Source organism: Microbacterium sp. AZCO (assembly GCF_039614715.1).
In the GTDB taxonomy this organism is placed as follows: Bacteria; Actinomycetota; Actinomycetes; order Actinomycetales; family Microbacteriaceae; genus Microbacterium.
In genome coordinates, this window is sequence record NZ_CP154857.1 from 146287 (window position 1) to 162001 (window position 15715).

Here is a 15715-nt window from a genome sequence, read left to right on the forward strand (position 1 = left end):
AGAGCTGACATGACCGAAATCCCCACCGCGGACCCCGCCCACATCGTGGGCAACCCGGTCCTGATCATCGTCGACATCCAGGGCTTCACGGGGGAGACCCCGCCCGAGGAGGGCGGCATCCCGATTCTCATGGGAGGGCGCGAGGAGCGGCGTCCGAGGGTCTCGCGCCTGATCGACCGCGCCCGGGAGGCCGGCATCCCCGTCGTCTGGATCCAGGAGGTGCACAAGCCCTCGCTCGTCGACATCGGCCGCGAGCTCGACGGCGCCGAGGGCCCGCACTGCATCGAGGGACATCCCGACACCGAGATCGCGGCATGGCTCGACCCGCAGCCCGAGGAGTTCGTCATCCGCAAGCGGCGATATTCCGCCTTCTTCGGCACTGAGCTCGAGATCGTCCTGAAGGCGTACAAGGCCGACACCGTGCTGCTCGTCGGGGGGCTCACCGACGTGTGCGTGCACTACACGGCCGTCGACGCGCACCAGCACGACTACCGGGTGCGCGTCATCGCCGACTGCGTCGCCGGCTCGACGCAGCGGGCGCACGACAGCGCCCTCGCGGCGATCGAGTACCTGCAGCGTGACGCGATCGTGACCGCCGACGACGTGCACGCCTACATCGACACCCGGCTCGACGCCTCGACGCCGGTCGGCGCATGAGCGCCGCCCTGCCGCGGGAGGCCGCCTATGTCGTCGTCGGCGGCGGCACCGGCGGGAACGTCGTCGCCGCGCGGCTGGCGGAGGCGGGGCACGACGTGCTCGTGCTCGAGGCCGGCCCCGACTTCGGGCCGCAGGGCAGCGCCGCGTGGCCGGCCGACCTCGTCGATGCGGCCCGCCTGGGGCGCTCGCACGACTGGGGCTACGACTCGGGCTCGACGTATCCGTGGCGGATGGGCTTCGAGCGCGGCTGTGCGATCGGCGGCTCTTCCGACATGAACGGCTGCACGCAGACCTGGGGCCACCGCCGCGACTACGACGCGTGGGCCGAGGCGGGGCTCGAGGGCTGGGCGACCGACGACCTTGTGCCGTTGTTCGAGGAGGGCATGCGGCGCATGCGCGTCCGCCTGTACCAGGCCGACGAACTGACGCCCTGGCAGCACGCATGGTACGACGCGGCGCCCGCCGTGGGGATGCCGCGCCTGGCCGACCTCAATGGCCTTGACGAGTCCGCGGGCTTCGCGCCCGAGGCCGTCAACATCGAGGACGGCGTGCGCGTCAACACGGCGTTCGCCTATCTCGACCCGGTGCGGCACCTCGCGAACCTCACGATCGTCGGCGACGCCCTCGTCGACCGCGTCATGGTCGAGAGCGGCCGCGCCACCGGTGTCGTCGTGCGCCACCACGGCGACACGGCGACGGTGCGCGCGGGCACGGTCGTGCTCGCGGGCGGCACGTACAACTCGCCGACGGTGCTGCTTCGCTCGGGCATCGGACCGGCCGCCCAGCTCGCGCCCCTCGGCATCCCGCTCGTGCAGCACCTGCCGGGCGTGGGGGAGAACCTGCACGACCAGCCCTTCCTGCTGATGAGCTGGAGCGGGTCCGACGAGATGGCGCGCGACATGGATGCGGCCCGCGCCGCGGGATGGGCGCCCGACGAGCAGGCGATGGGAAAGGCCGCGTCGAGCTTCGAGGCCGAGGCCTTCGATCTGCACTTCCTGCCGTACAGCCCGACGCACCTGGCGGGCCGCGAGCGCTGGAGCGTGGGCCTGTCGGCGCTGCAGCCGCGTTCCCGCGGCTCCGTGCGGCTTCGGGATGCCGATCCCGACAGCGCCCCGCTCATCGACCACCGATTCCTCACCGATCCCGAGGGTGTCGACGTGTCGATCCTCGCCGAGGGAGCCGGCATCCTGCGCGAGCTCGCCGCGTCGCCCGGCCTTGCGCGGCGGGTGGGCGGCGAGATCCACCCCGGCCCCGAGACGATCGACGCGGCGGCGCTCCGCGCCCACCTGTACGCGAACCCCGACAACTACTGGCACCCCGTCGGGACGTGCCGTCTCGGCCTCGCCGACGACCCGCTCGCCGTCGTCGACGCCCGTGCACGCGTGCACGGAGTCGAGGGCCTGCGGATCGCGGACTGCTCCATCATGCCCACCGTGCCGCGGGCGACGACGGCGATGCCCGCCGTCGTCATGGGTGAGAAGGTCGCGCGGATCCTGCTGGAGGACGCGCGAGAGGGGACATCATGACAGCGACACCCGCGGTGTGGCCGGCGCCGAACCCGACGCTCTACGGCACGAAGCACTCCGCGTCGTCGGGGCACTATCTCGCCTCGTCGGCGGCGTTCGCGCTGCTGGAGGCGGGCGCCAACGCCGTCGACGCGGGCTGTGCGGCCGGCATCGCCCTCGCCGTGCTTCACGCCGACGAGGTCAACTTCGCCGGTGTCGCCCCGATCATGATCCGGATGGCCGGCGGGGACACGATCAGCATCGACGGTCTGGGCGTGTGGCCGCGTCGCATCCCCGCAGACCTGTTCCTGCGCGAGCACGACGGGCAGATCCCGTCGGGCCTGCTGCGCACCGTGACGCCGGCGGCGCCGGACGCCTGGATCACCGCGGTCCGCGATTTCGGGACCGTCGGGTTCGCCGAGATCGCAAGGCCTGCGCTGCGTCTCGCGCGGGACGGCTTCGCGGTGCACCCGCTGCTCGCCGACGGCATCGACAAGCGCCAGGCCGGCTACCGCAACTGGGCCGCGAACGAGGCGATCTACCTGCCCGGCGGTCGCCCTCCCCGGGTGGGGGAGCGCTTCGTGCAGACCGACCTCGCGCACACGATCCAGCTCATGATCGACGCCGAGGCCGCCGAGCTCGCGGCGGGCGGCGACCGCATCGCCGGCCTCGAGGCGGCGCGTGCGGTGTTCTACGAGGGCGAGATCGCCGCGCGCATCGTGGAGTACCACGAGGAGAACGGCGGCTACCTTCGCGCCGACGACCTCGCCGGGTTCCGCTCCCGCTACGAGGACGTCGTCGCGCCGCGGTGGCGCGACTTCACGATCTACACGTGCGGAGCGTGGTGCCAGGGACCGATCCTCGCCGAGGCCCTCCTCATCCTCGAAAAGGTCGGCATCGGTGGCCTTGAGCACAACAGCCCCGAATACGTGCACACCGTCATCGAGGCGCTCAAGGCCGTCTTCGCCGACCGGGAGCACCACTACGGCGACCCCGCTTCCGTCGACGTGCCCCTCGAGCGCCTGCTGGGCGCGGAGCACATCGCGCAGCGCGCCGCCGCGATCGATCCCGACCGTGCCGCCGACGGGCTCCCCCCGGCCCTGTTCGGCGACAGTCAGGAGCTGCCGCGTGCGATCTCGGCCGAGGAGGTGCGCCACATCGGCGAGGGTGGCACAAGCTACGTGTGCGTCGTCGACCAGTGGGGCAACGCCTTCTCGGCGACCCCGTCGGACGGTGCGTCGACGTCGCCCGTCATCCCCGGGACGGGCTTCGTGCCGTCGCTCCGCGGACTGCAGTCGCGGCCCGATCCCGCGCATCCGTCCGGCGTCGCGCCGGGCAAGCGCCCGCGTCTCACACCCAACCCCGCCATCGCCGTGCGCGACGACGGCAGCGTCCTGCCGTTCGGCTGCCCCGGCGGCGACATGCAGGTGCAGGCGATGCTGCAGGTGTTCCTCAACGCCTTCCACTTCGACATGGACCTGCAGGAGGCCGTCAACGCGCCGCGCTTCTCGACGTGGAGCTTCCCGAACTCGTTCGCGCCGTTCGACTATCTCGCGGCGCACGTCTTCCTCGAGGACCGCTTCGACGAGGACGTCTACGCCGAGCTCGAGCGGCGCGGCCACGACGTGCGTCGCTGGCCCGCCTTCACGAGGGACGCCGCGGCCGTCGAGGCGATCTACCGCAATGCGCGGACGGGCTTCCTCGAGTCGGCGGCCGATCCGCGCCAGCCCGCGCAGGCGGTCGTCGCATGAGCGCCCTGCCCGAGACCGCCGTCTTCGTCGCGAAGATCGTGACGATGGATGCCGCGACCCCCGACGCCGACGCGTTCGCGGTGCATGACGGCCGCATCGTCGCGGTCGGATCGGTCGACGACGTCCGCGCCGCCGTCCCCGGGGCGCGGGTCGAGGAGCTCGACGGCGTCGTGCTCCCCGGACTCATCGACGCGCACCTGCACATGCAGCGCGCGGGGCTCAAGGCCCTCGACCACGTCTCGGACGACGACGACGTCGAGACCTACATCCAGCGCATGCGCGACAGCTTCGAGGACGACGGGCCGGAGCATCCGCCGTTCGAGGACCGCGTGCGCGGCCTCGTGCGCGTGCAGCCGCTCCTTCATTCGCTGGGCATCACGGGGATCGTCGACCCGGCCGTGAAGATCGACGAGATGCGCGGCTACCAAGAGGCGCACCGCCGGGGCTTGCTCACGATGCGGACGGTCGCGATGCCGTTCCTCGACATCGGAACGCCCGAGATTCCCGACGTCGACGCCGTCATCGAGCATCTCGACGGCACGGGCGTCTCGACGGGGTTCGGCGACGACCTCCTGCGCATCGGACCCATCAAGGTCTACGCCGACGGCGAGGCGCTGAAGGGTCAGGCGCTCCTCGAGCAGCCGTGGGACGACACCGGCTACACGGGGCTGCAGCGCATCTCGGACGAGGAGTTCACGCGGCTCGTCGAGTGGTGCGGTGCCCATGGCTGGGGCGTCGGCACGCACGCCGTCGGCGGAGGAGCTGTCGCGCTGCTCGCCCGAGCCTACGAGAAAGCGGGGGATGCCGTCCGCGCGCGCCGCTTCCAGGCGATCCACGCCTATCTCGAGCCGAGCGAGGAGGCCATCCGGGCTCTCGCGGCGACCGGCACGATCGCGTCGCTGCAGCCCTCGATCATCTGGCACAACGGATCGGGCCTGCGCGCCAAGCTCGGCGAGCGCGCCGAGCGGGCGAATCCCGTGCGAACGTGGCTCGACGCGGGGGCGGTCGTCGCGTTCGGGTCGGACGGCCCCTTCTTCGCCTTCGACCCGCGGCACCTCATGTGGCAGACGGTCACGCGACGGGTCGCGGGTGAGGAGCGTGCGCTCGGCCCGTCCGAGGCGATCACGATCGACGAGGCGCTCGCCGCCTACACGACGGGCGCCGCCTACGCGAGCCTCGCAGAGCACGATCGGGGCGCCATCCGCGCCGGCCTGCGCGCGGACTGGGCGCTGTGGTCGGCCGATCCGAGAAGCGTCGCGACCGACGACCTGCGCACTCTCGCGGTGCGTCGGACGGATGTCGGGGGACGGACCGTCCATGGAGGCGCGTCGTGATCGAGACCGTCCTGGGACCCGTCGCGCCGGAGGAGCTCGGCATCGTCTCGACGAACGAGCACGTGCTCACCGACTCGCGCCGCCTCCTGCGCCCGACGCGGGAGGGCGGCTCGCTCGAGGGGCCGATCCGGCCAGAGATCCTCGGCGACCTGCGGTGGAGCTGGATGTCGCTCGCCGACAACCTCACGCTCGACGACGAGGCCGCCGCCGGCGAGGAGCTCGCTGCCGCGCGCGCCGCGGGCCTGGGCACGATCGTCGAGGCGACCTCGTGGGGCATGGGTCCCTCGCACGCGCGCCTCGCCGACGTCTCGCGGGCGAGCGGCGTTCGCATCGTCGCGGCCTACGGCACGTATATCGACAAGACCCTCCCCGACGAGTGGCGCTCGCGCAGTGAGGCTCAGCTGGAGCAGGCCTTCACGACGGCGCTCACCGAGGCCATCCCGGGGGCGGACTTCCGCGCGGGCCTGCTCGGCCTCCTCGGCACGAGCGCCGAGATCACCCCGGCCGAGCACCGCGCCCTCCGCGCCGCCGCGCGGGCCGCCGCCGCGGCCGGCGCCGCCGTCAGCATCCGGCTCGACGGAGCGGCCCGGCGCGGTCCCGAGGTCGCCGCGCTCCTGACGGACGCAGGGCTGCCGGCATCCCGGATCCTGTTCTGCAACATGGACAAGGTGCTCGACGCGACGTACGTGCGGGACGTGAGCGACACGGGGGCCGTCGTCGAGTTCGCGTTCGGCAGCGAGCACCACTTCGGCGACGGTGCGCGCGACGCGACCGACACCGAGCGCCTCGCCTTCCTCACGCAATTCCTCGTCGACCGCCCCGACGCGGAGGTCTCCCTCTCGTGCTCGGTGTGGACGAAGGGGCAGCTCACGCGGCACGGCGGCATGGGCTACGGCCACGTCGTGAAGCGGGTCGCCCCAGCCCTGCGGCGCCTCGGCGTCGACGAGGAGCGCTTGCACCGGATGCTCGTGACCACCCCCGCGACCCTTCTGAACAGACCGGAGAACTCCTCGTGACCGACACCGCCCTCCACGCGACCGAGACTGCCCTGCACTGGTGGAGCGCTCGAGCGCTCGCCGCCGGCATCCGCGCACGCGAGATCTCGGCGGAGGAGGTCATGAAGGCGCACCTCGCGCGCATCGAGCAGGTGAACCCCGACGTCAATGCGATCGTGGCCCTCGTCCCCGAGTCCGAAGCCCTCGCGGCCGCTCGCGAGGCCGACCGTGCCGTCGCCCGCGGAGACGAGCTCGGAGTCCTGCACGGCCTGCCGACGGCGGTCAAGGACCTGTTGGATGTCGCCGGCCTGCCCACGACGCACGGCTCGGCGGCCTACGCGGACGCCCCGCCCGCCACCGCCGATGCCATGGTCGTGGGGCGCATGCGGCGCAACGGCGCGATCGTCATCGGCAAGACGAACACGCCGGAGGGCGGGCTCGGCACGCTGACCTTCAGCCCCGTGCTCGGCGTCTGCCGCAATCCGTGGGACCTCTCGCGACACGCCGGCGGGTCGAGCGGTGGCGCCGGCGCGGCCCTCGCGGCCGGCATGCTGCCGATCGCCGACGGGTCGGACAGCGGCGGGAGCCTGCGCTACCCCGCGTCGTTCTGCAACGTCGTCGGGATGCGGCCGACCCCCGGCCGCGTCGCGAGCGGCCGCCTCGGCAACGGGTGGACGGCCCACGGCGTGCTCGGCCCCATGGCGCGCACCAGCGACGACCTCGCCCTGCTCCTCGCGGGCATGGCCGGCCCCGACCCGATGGCGCCCATGTCGATCGCCGAGGATCCGGCGGTGTTCGTCGACGTCACGACCGCCGGTCCCGCGGGCGTGCGCATCGGCTGGAGCGCGGATGCCGGGGGAGTGCCGATCTCGGAGGAGGTCGCAGCCGTCATGCGCGATGCGCGCTCGGCGCTCTCGGCCGCCGGCTACGAGATCGTCGAGCTCGATCTGTCGGACGCCCTCGGCGACGCCGAGCGCGCGTGGGAGACCATCGAGATGTTCAACTTCTACGCCTCGTACCGCGGCGAGGCGCAGACGCACCCCGAGCGGCTCCGCCCCGACCTCCTGCGCAACATCCGGCAGGGCGAGCAGGTCACGGCGTCAGACCTCGCCGACGCCCTCGCGATCCGGACCGAGGTGTACCGGCGCACCGAGCGCTTGTTCGCCGATGTCGACGCGATCGTGACGCCCGCGACGCCCGTTGTCGCGCCGCCCGCCGAGGACGAGTGGGTGCACCGCGTCGGCGAGGTCGAGTACGACCGCTACTTCCGCTGGCAGATGCTCGCCAACCGGATCACAGTCACGGCGCACCCCGTCGTCGTCACGCCCGCGGGTTTCAGCGGCGGGCTCCCCGTCGGCATGCAGGTCGTGGGCCGCAACCGCGGCGAATTCGACCTGCTCGCCCACACCACGGGCTTCGAGCGGATCCTCGGCCACGTGGCGCGGCGCCCGTCGATCTGAGGCTGACGCCCGTCAGTCCCCGACCGCGGCTGCTTCGAAGCTCAGCCAGAGCTCGAAGCAGTTGCGGCGCGACAGGCTCGTGACCCCCACGGAGGCGCGTCCCACGGCTCCCGCGACCGGTCCGAACACCTCGGTGAAGACCTCGGTCGCACCGCGCGAGATCTCGTGGAGCTGGTCGAAGTCCGCCGTCGTGCGGATGAAGCACAGGGCGCGCGAAAGGCCGACGACGTTGTCGAGCGAGCCGACGGCCAGTCGCATCATCCCCAGGGCGTTGAGCGCTGTGACCCGCGCCGCCTCCCGCCCCTGCTCGACGCTGACATCGGCGCCGACGACGCCCGGATGGACTCGTTCGCCGGCGCGATTCTCAGGCGTGATCCCGCTGAGTTCGACGAAATCGCCGACCCGATGGAACGCCTTCAGCCCGATCCCGTAGCGACCGCCATACGGCGGATCGCTGTAGTCCGGAATCGTGAGGCCGAGTCGGTGTGCGCGCAGTTCGGGCGATGTCATTGCGGACCTCCGAGGTGGTGAGGAGACGATATATGCAGGATCCCTTGTGGCTCGGATTGGATGCAATTATCGTGCCTTGTATCCACTAGAGATCTCCAGCGTGATGTTACACCTCGGAAACACTCACGACACCGCTACGGATCCACAAGCTCGTAGATTGGATCCACAGCAAGCAACCCCGACCATGCACCACCCACGCGGCGGGACGCCGCCCGACGCTCCCACCACGTTGACGAAGCCCCGAGAGGAAATCGTATGTTCAGGAAGTATCCGTTAGCCGGAGTTGCGATCGTCGCAGCCGTGGGCGTCGCGCTCGCCGGCTGTGCCGCCGGCGGCGCCTCTGCACCCTCCGCGAGCAGCACCGACACCATGAATCTGGAGCTGTGGTACGCGCCGGCCACCTTCAATCCGGCTCTCGCCACGGCGACGTCGGACCTGCAGGATGCCCGCCTCGGCTTCGACACGCTGCTGCGCTCCGGCGAGGATGGCCTCATCGGCGGGTTGGCGACGAAGTGGGAGGCCACGACGTCGTCCGACTACACCTTCACGCTGCGAGACGATGCGACCTGTGCCGACGGCACCGCGATCACGCCCAGCGTCGTCGCCGCCTCGTTCGACTATCTCGTCGGGCTCCAGGATGCCGCGGCAGTGAACTGGAAGAACCAGGCGTTCGGTGCCGGAACGCCGACCTTCACCGCCGACGACGAGGCCGGCACGCTCGAGATCACGCTCAGCGAACCGTACTCGCAGCTGTTCGGCGGCATCTCGCAGCCAGGTCTCGGGGTGATCTGCCCCGCGGGTCTGGCGGACCCCGAGGGATTGGCCGCGGGAAGCGTCGAAGGCGCCTACTCGGGGCCCTACACGCTCACCGACCAGAAGGTCGGCGTGAGCGTCACGTACACCCTGCGCGACGATTACGACGCGTGGCCCGCGTGGACGGACGTCGAGGGCAAGCCCGCCAAGACGCTGAACTTCTCGGTGCAGCCCGACGGCACGACGAGCGCGAACCTCCTCGAATCGGGGGGCATCGACGGTGCCCGCTTCTACGACTCGAACGCCCTGCGCTTCGCCGATGAAGACGGCTACAGCACGGTCACCTTCGCCAGCTCGGCCTACAACCTCGTGTTCAACCAGGCGCCCGGTTCGGGCTCGGTCTTCGAAGGAGACCAGGAGCTGCGCGCGGCAGTCGCCCAGGCGATCGACCCGCAGGGATTCAACGACGCGGGGCTCGACGGACTGGGAAAGACGCAGTACACCGTCAACTCATCGGGGTACAGCTGCGCGCTGAAGGATGAGTCACTGCTCCAGAGCTTCGACCCTGCCGCAGCGACCGAGAAGCTCACCGGCAAGACGATCCGGCTGCTCCTCATGAGCAACTGGGACCCCGCGGCCGACTTCCTGGCGGAATCCCTCCGCGCCGCCGGAGCGACCGTCGAGGTCTCGGCTCCCGACCCCGCAGAGTGGACCAAGCAGATGCGCACCGAGCCGCAGAAGTGGGACCTCGCGGTGGCTGCGGAGAACGCCGGAACCGGTCTGATCCACCTGTCGATCGCCCGCTACCTCGGCCCGACCTACGCTCAGGGTGGCACCAACGTCGTCGGCGCGGACAACCCCGAGGGCACCGCGGCCTACGACGAGGCGATGGCCACGGCGGATCCGGACGCGCAGTGCGCGGCCTTCGAGGAGGCTCAGAAGACGATCCTCGAGCGCGTCGACATGATGCCGCTCATCACGGACACGCACCGCTACGTCACCCGCCCCGGCTTCGCGGCCCATGTGTTCAACGGATACTGGGACCCGACCGCGATGCGGATCACGGGCTGACCGCGTCCACCGCCCGGGCCGGAATCGAGAGGAGACTCGAACATGAGCATCATCCCCGTCGTCACCTCCATGCCTACCGGCCCGGGTGGACCCCCCATCGAGGGGGGCGGCCCTGAGCTCCCCGACGCCGCCGGCGGCGCCAAGGCCGCGTCTCTCGGCGGCGCCTGGCGGAGATTCGCACTCCGTCGGGCCGTCGGCCTCATCGTCAACGTCGCCCTCCTCGTGATCGTCACCTTCCTGATCGTCCAGCTGATCCCTGGCGATCCGGCGGTGGCGATCGCGGGGGAGAACGCGACACTGGCCCAGGTCGAGATGGTCCGCACGCAGCTGGGCCTCGATCAGCCCCTTCTCACGCAGTTCACGCACTACATCGCGGGAGTCGTCCAGGGCGACTTCGGCGACTCGTATCGGTACCGGGTCCCGGCCCTCGACGTCGTGATGGCCGCCGTCCCCTATACCCTCGCGATCACGATCCCCGCCGTGCTGCTGCTCCTCGTGGTAGGCATCATCGCCGGCATGTGGGTGGGAGTGGCCACGCGTGGCGACCGTCGCCGGCTTCTCGGGTCGACATTCAACGTCATCACGGGGTTCGTCTCCTCCGTGCCCGTCTACGTGCAGGCGACGGCTCTCGTCGTCGTCTTCGCGGTGTGGCTGCGGGCGTTGCCGCCGGCCTACTCCGCGGCATACGACCTGAGCAACGCCGCTATCCTCCCGGTCCTCTCCCTCACCCTCGGCGGCGCCTGCGCGGTCGCGCGGGTCGTCCGGCGGGAGGCCGCGGTGATCCTCGAGCAGGACTACATGCGCACGGCGCGGGGCTGGCGCCTCCCCGCGCTCGCTCTGTACGCGAAGCACATGCTTCCGAACCTGCTGACCACGGCTCTGACGCTGTCCGGCATCATCCTGACCGCGCTCCTGGGATCGGCCCTCATCACCGAAGCGGTCTTCGCGTGGCCCGGCCTTGGAGGCGTCATCGTGCAAGCGATCTCGATCGACAAGGATTACCCCGTCATTCGTGCGGCCGTCTTCGTCATCGGGCTCATCTCGCTCGTCATCACTCTCGCCATCGACGTGATCCTCGGGCTCATCGACCCGCGAACCCTGGGAGACTGAGCGTGGCAGACACCACTTCGCCCATCGAGACCGCGACCTCGGAGAAGCCTCGCGCGTTCGCCTGGAACGGCGGACTCATCGCAGGCCTCGTCATGCTGGCGATCATCGCCCTCGTCGCGATCTTCGCGCCGATCCTCCTGGGAGACCAGGCCAGCGGTCTCGGAAGCGGTCCGCCGAACTCGGGCTCGACCCCGGAGCACCCCCTCGGCACCGACACCCTCGGCCGCGACATGCTCGCTCGCACGCTCGTCGCCACGCGCCCCACGGTCCTGATGGCGACGGTGTCGACGGCGCTCGCCTCGATCGCCGGCATCGCGGTCGGCGTCGCGATCTGGCTGGCGCCGCGCCGCGTGCGCCAGTTCGGGCTTCGGTCGATCGAGTTCGCCGTGAGCTACCCGACCATGCTGGTGGCGATCATCGTCGCGGCGATCCTGGGCCAGGGCATGGTGCAGGTCGTCGTCGCGATCGCCGTCGCCAACACTGCCGGCTTCGCCCGGCTGACCGCGAACCTGGCTGCACGCATCGCCTCCAGCGAGTACGTGACGACCTCCCGGCTCATGGGCGTCCCCACTTCGCGGATCGCGCTGCGGCACGTGCTGCCGAACATGGCCGAACCGACGCTGATCCTGGTCGCCGGGGCGTTCGCGGGCACCCTCGTGGAGATCTCGGGCCTCTCCTTCCTCGGACTCGGCGCCCAGTCGCCCGCGTACGACTGGGGGACCCTGCTCAACGACGGTCTCAGCAAGATCATGGTCAACCCGATCGTCATCGTCGGTCCGGCCTTCGCGCTGACCTTCGCGTCGCTGGCAGCCCTCCTCGTGGGCGACGGCCTCGCCGCGGCGGCGAACCCCCGCTCCCATAATCGGCAGGCCCGACTCGTGCGGTCGACGCAGGCCGCGTCCGCGTCTCCCGTCGCCGATGACGTCGTGCTGGTGGCCGAGGGCATCACCGTCACACACCAATCCAGCGGCCGGGAGCTCGTCTCCGACGTGTCGTTCACCATCCGGCGCGGCGAGGTGCTGGGAATCGTGGGCGAGTCCGGCTCGGGCAAATCGCTCACCGCCTCGGTCGTGGCGCGACTCCTCGGCGAGGGGCTCACCGCATCCGCCAGGCGGCTCGAGCTGGCGGGCACGGATCTCCTCGGGCGCGTGTCCGACCGCAGGCTCGCCTCGAGCATCGGGCTCGTGTACCAGGACCCCGGGACGGCACTCAATCCCGCGCTGGTGCTCGGCAGCCAACTCACCGACGTGCTACGGCTGCGTCTCGGGAAGAGCCGCCGCGCCGCGACCGAGACTCTGCTTGCGGGGTTCCGCGATGTGCGTCTCTCCGATCCGAAAGGCCGCCTGCGCCAGTACCCCCATCAGCTCTCGGGCGGCATGAAGCAGCGCGCGATGATCGCCTCGGCGATGAGTCCTCAGCCGGACCTCCTCATCGCGGACGAGCCGACCACGGCGCTCGACGTGACGGTGCAGCGCGAGGTTCTCACAGTCCTGAAGCGCATGAACCGGGAGTCCGGGACCGCCGTGCTGTTCATCTCGCACGATCTCGGTGTCGTGCGGGCGCTGTGCGACCGGGTGCTCGTCCTCAAGGACGGCGCGATCGTCGAGCGGATCGACGACGCGCAGGACCTCGCCGACGGGAAGGTCGAGCATCCGTACACGAAGCGGCTCCTGGCCGCGACGCCCGTCGTGTCGTTGCCGGATCGACTGGTCCAGAAGGAGGTCGGGGTATGAGCGGTCCGATGGTCGATGTGCAGGGCCTCGACGTCTCGTTCGGCTCGGCGCACGTGCTGCGCGGGGTCGACCTCGCCGTTGAACGCGGGCGGACAGTCGGCATCGTCGGAGAATCGGGATCGGGCAAATCCACGCTGGCGAAGGTGCTCGTGGGGGAGGTGCGCCCCTCGGCCGGGCGCGTCGTCGTAGACGGAGACGATCTCACCCGGCGCCACCGCGCCACCCTCCGGCGGCACCGGCGGCGCACGCAGATGATCCCGCAGGACCCCTACTCTTCGTTGTCCCCCCGCCGGACGATCGCGCAGACGCTCGCGGAGGCCATCGATCCGGTGCGCGCCCGCGTCTCCGCGCACGAGGATCAGATCGCATCGTGGCTCCGGCTCGTCGGTCTCAAGCCCGAGATGATGCACCGCTATCCCCATGAGTTCTCAGGCGGACAGCGACAGCGCATCGCGATCGCACGCGGGCTCGTGATCCGTCCGGACATCGTGATCGCAGACGAGATCACCTCCGCGCTGGATGTGTCCGTGCAGGCGCAGATCCTCGATCTGCTGGCGGAGATCAAGGAGTCCCTCGGGATCACGGTGCTGTTCATCTCCCACAACCTCGCGGTCGTTCAGCGGGTGAGCGATGAGGTGGTGGTTCTCTACCGCGGCGAAGTCGTGGAGTCGGGTCCGGTCGAACGCATCTACGCCGACCCCCGGCATCCGTACACCCGGCGGCTTCTGGACGCGGACCCGGGCTCGCCCGGCTTCCGGCTCGAGAACTGACCGTGGTGCGCGCTCCCGTGCGTCTGCCCGCTACCCCGATCGCCGAGGGCGCGACGACGTTCCGCGGCGCCACCCTGATCGACGGGGAGGGCGGCGCGCCGGTGCCGGATGCCGAGATCGAGGTGCGCGACGGCGTCATCGCCTACGCGGGCCCCGGCCGGCAGGGGAGAGACGCGCCCGGCAGCCGCGTCGTCGATCTGACGGGGACGTGGGTGCTGCCCGGCTTCGTGGACGTGCACGTGCACCTCGCGATGGTCCCGGACGCCGCCGAGCAGCAGCGGGCATGGTTCCCGGAGGAGGCCGTGCTGGCCGTCGCAGCGCAGCTGCGCACCACGCTCGAAGCGGGGATCACGACGGCCCGCGACCTCGACGGTCTCACCCCGGGCTACCGCCTCGCAGTCGAGCGCGGCACCGCGATCGGACCACGGCTGCATCTGGCCGTCGCGATGCTGTCGCCGACGGGCGGGCACGCCGATCCGGTGCTCGCCAACGGAACACTGCCCGCGTGGGCGCTGCGCGCCGGGATGCCGGAGTCCGGGGTCGTCGACACCGATGACGACGTCGTGCGGGCGGTGCGCCGGCTCCTGCGCATGGGAGCCGACGCGATCAAGGTCTCGACCTCCGGCGGCTCCGGCTCGCCGACGGACGAGCCGGAGGACGCAGGCATCCCCGCGGAGCAGGTGCGCCTGATCCGGCGCCTCGTCGAGGAGCGCGGCGGCCGTCCTATCACGGCGCACGCCCTGACCGATGCCGCGGCGCGGGCCGCGGTGGTCGGGGGTGCCGACAGCATCGAGCACGGCTACGACCTGTCGGACACCACGATCGATCTCATGCTCGAGCACGGCACGGTGCTCGTTCCGACCCTGAGCACCCTCATGCGCGACATCGGCCCGCGTGTGGGCGAGGAGCGGCGGCGCGCGCGTGAGAGCATGCGCCGACGCGGGATGGACTCGGTCCGTCGCGCGATCGCCGCGGGAGTGCCGGTGGCGCTCGGCACCGACGCAGGCGTGGTCCCGCACGGCCGCAACCTGGTCGAACTGGCGTGGCTGGTGGAGGCCGGGCTGACCCCGAGCGCAGCGATCCACGCCGGAACGATGGCGGGCGCTCGCGTCCTCGGCCTCGCGGACCGGATCGGATCCGTGACGGCGGGCAAGGTCGCCGACCTGGCCATCACCGCTGGCGATCCGCTCGAGTCGATCGGCGCACTGGGTGAGCCGGGCGCAGTGCGGATGGTCGTGCAGTCGGGTCGGGTCGTCACCGATCTCGACCGGCGAGTCGCGTAGCCGCAGTCGGGTCGGGTCGTCACCGATCTCGACCGGTGAGTCGCGTAGCCGCAGTCCTCACCCGTCGGCGCTCAGCGAGGCGGCCGCGTGCGAGACGAACGCCGCGACCTGCTCGGGGGCGGCGAGCGGGATCGAATGGCTCGTGGCGATCTCCTCGACGGTGGCTCCGGCACGCGCCGCCATGTCGCGCTGCGCGGCGGGCTGCAGGTGCTTGTCGAGCGTCGCGACGAGATACCACGCGGGCTTGCTCGCCCACGCGGGCTCACCGGTCGGGTGGGTGAAGATCGCGTCGGCACTCGCGCGCCTGCGCTGGCGACGCGTCACCATCGCCTCTTCCGGCACATCCCAGGACAGTGCAAGACGCGCCTCCTCGCTCTCCACTCCGATCCACGCGCCGTCGTCCGCGCGCGTCATGTAGTGCGACACCTCCGCGGGTTCGTAGCGCTCGACGATGTCCCGCACGGCCTCCCCGGCGGCGGGGGCGAACGCGGCGACGTACACGACTCCCCGGACGCGGTCGTGCGTGCCGGCGTTCGTGATCACGGCACCGCCGTACGAGTGGCCGACGAGCAGCGCGTCGTCGTCGACGGCGTCGACGAGTGCCTGCACGGCCGCGACGTCGTCCGTCAGGGACTGGGACATGTTGTCGGCGACGGACACCCGTTGCCCTGAGGCGCGAAGGAGGGGAGCCACCGAGCTCCAGTCGTAGTCGGAGCCACCCATTCCGTGGACCAGGACGATATGCATTGAACCTCCAGAATCAGGTGCGAGTCAGCGGTCGGG

Annotated in this window: 13 protein-coding genes; 11 read left to right on the forward strand and 2 right to left on the reverse strand. The window is 71.1% G+C overall.

Annotation, left to right across the window (positions count from 1 at the left end; translation table 11 throughout):
- Positions 1–9 precede the first annotated feature (9 nt).
- The 6 genes from AAIB33_RS00695 to AAIB33_RS00720 are packed head-to-tail and all read left to right on the forward strand — an operon-like array spanning position 10 to position 7702.
- On the forward strand, positions 10–657 hold the full coding sequence (locus tag AAIB33_RS00695; RefSeq protein WP_345801648.1) for a cysteine hydrolase: 648 nt from the start codon (positions 10–12) through the stop codon (positions 655–657).
- Positions 654–2183 carry an FAD-dependent oxidoreductase gene (locus tag AAIB33_RS00700; protein WP_345801649.1) on the forward strand — a complete coding sequence of 510 codons (1530 nt, stop codon included), beginning with the start codon at positions 654–656 and terminating at the stop codon, positions 2181–2183. Before AAIB33_RS00695 ends, AAIB33_RS00700 begins: the two co-directional genes overlap by 4 nt.
- Positions 2180–3913: a gamma-glutamyltransferase gene (locus AAIB33_RS00705; protein ID WP_345801650.1), complete on the forward strand. Its 1734-nt coding sequence runs from the start codon at positions 2180–2182 to the stop codon at positions 3911–3913. Before AAIB33_RS00700 ends, AAIB33_RS00705 begins: the two co-directional genes overlap by 4 nt.
- Positions 3910–5247, forward strand: a complete 1338-nt coding sequence (locus AAIB33_RS00710; RefSeq protein ID WP_345801651.1) for an amidohydrolase family protein — start codon at positions 3910–3912, stop codon at positions 5245–5247. The genes AAIB33_RS00705 and AAIB33_RS00710 overlap by 4 nt, the downstream gene beginning before the upstream one ends.
- Positions 5244–6263 carry a hypothetical protein gene (locus AAIB33_RS00715; RefSeq protein WP_345801652.1) on the forward strand — a complete coding sequence of 340 codons (1020 nt, stop codon included), beginning with the start codon at positions 5244–5246 and terminating at the stop codon, positions 6261–6263. The genes AAIB33_RS00710 and AAIB33_RS00715 overlap by 4 nt, the downstream gene beginning before the upstream one ends.
- A complete protein-coding gene (locus AAIB33_RS00720; RefSeq protein ID WP_345801653.1) occupies positions 6260–7702 on the forward strand; it encodes an amidase family protein in 1443 nt (480 codons plus the stop codon). Before AAIB33_RS00715 ends, AAIB33_RS00720 begins: the two co-directional genes overlap by 4 nt.
- A 12-nt stretch (positions 7703–7714) precedes the next feature.
- Here AAIB33_RS00720 and AAIB33_RS00725 read toward each other — a convergent pair whose 3' ends face one another.
- Positions 7715–8212, reverse strand: coding sequence for a RidA family protein (locus tag AAIB33_RS00725; protein ID WP_345801654.1), 498 nt, complete (start codon positions 8210–8212; stop codon positions 7715–7717).
- A 255-nt stretch (positions 8213–8467) separates the two neighbouring features.
- On the opposite strand from AAIB33_RS00725, the gene AAIB33_RS00730 reads away from it, so the two are divergent.
- From AAIB33_RS00730 to AAIB33_RS00750, 5 genes are read left to right on the forward strand one after another with little or no spacing between them, the layout of a single operon-like run.
- A complete protein-coding gene (locus AAIB33_RS00730) occupies positions 8468–10036 on the forward strand; it encodes an ABC transporter substrate-binding protein (protein ID WP_345801655.1) in 1569 nt (522 codons plus the stop codon).
- A gap of 42 nt (positions 10037–10078) precedes the next feature.
- Positions 10079–11146: an ABC transporter permease gene (locus tag AAIB33_RS00735; protein ID WP_345801656.1), complete on the forward strand. Its 1068-nt coding sequence runs from the start codon at positions 10079–10081 to the stop codon at positions 11144–11146.
- A gap of 2 nt (positions 11147–11148) precedes the next feature.
- Entirely contained in the window at positions 11149–12879 is a 1731-nt protein-coding gene (locus AAIB33_RS00740) for a dipeptide/oligopeptide/nickel ABC transporter permease/ATP-binding protein (RefSeq protein ID WP_345801657.1), read from the forward strand.
- Between the two features lie 53 nt (positions 12880–12932).
- Positions 12933–13649, forward strand: coding sequence for an ATP-binding cassette domain-containing protein (locus AAIB33_RS00745; RefSeq protein WP_345801658.1), 717 nt, complete (start codon positions 12933–12935; stop codon positions 13647–13649).
- A 2-nt stretch (positions 13650–13651) separates the two neighbouring features.
- On the forward strand, positions 13652–14932 hold the full coding sequence (locus AAIB33_RS00750; RefSeq protein ID WP_345801659.1) for an amidohydrolase family protein: 1281 nt from the start codon (positions 13652–13654) through the stop codon (positions 14930–14932).
- A gap of 57 nt (positions 14933–14989) precedes the next feature.
- On the opposite strand, the gene AAIB33_RS00755 is transcribed toward AAIB33_RS00750, so the two are convergent.
- Positions 14990–15679, reverse strand: coding sequence for an alpha/beta hydrolase (locus AAIB33_RS00755; RefSeq protein WP_345801660.1), 690 nt, complete (start codon positions 15677–15679; stop codon positions 14990–14992).
- Between the last annotated feature and the right edge of the window lie 36 nt (positions 15680–15715).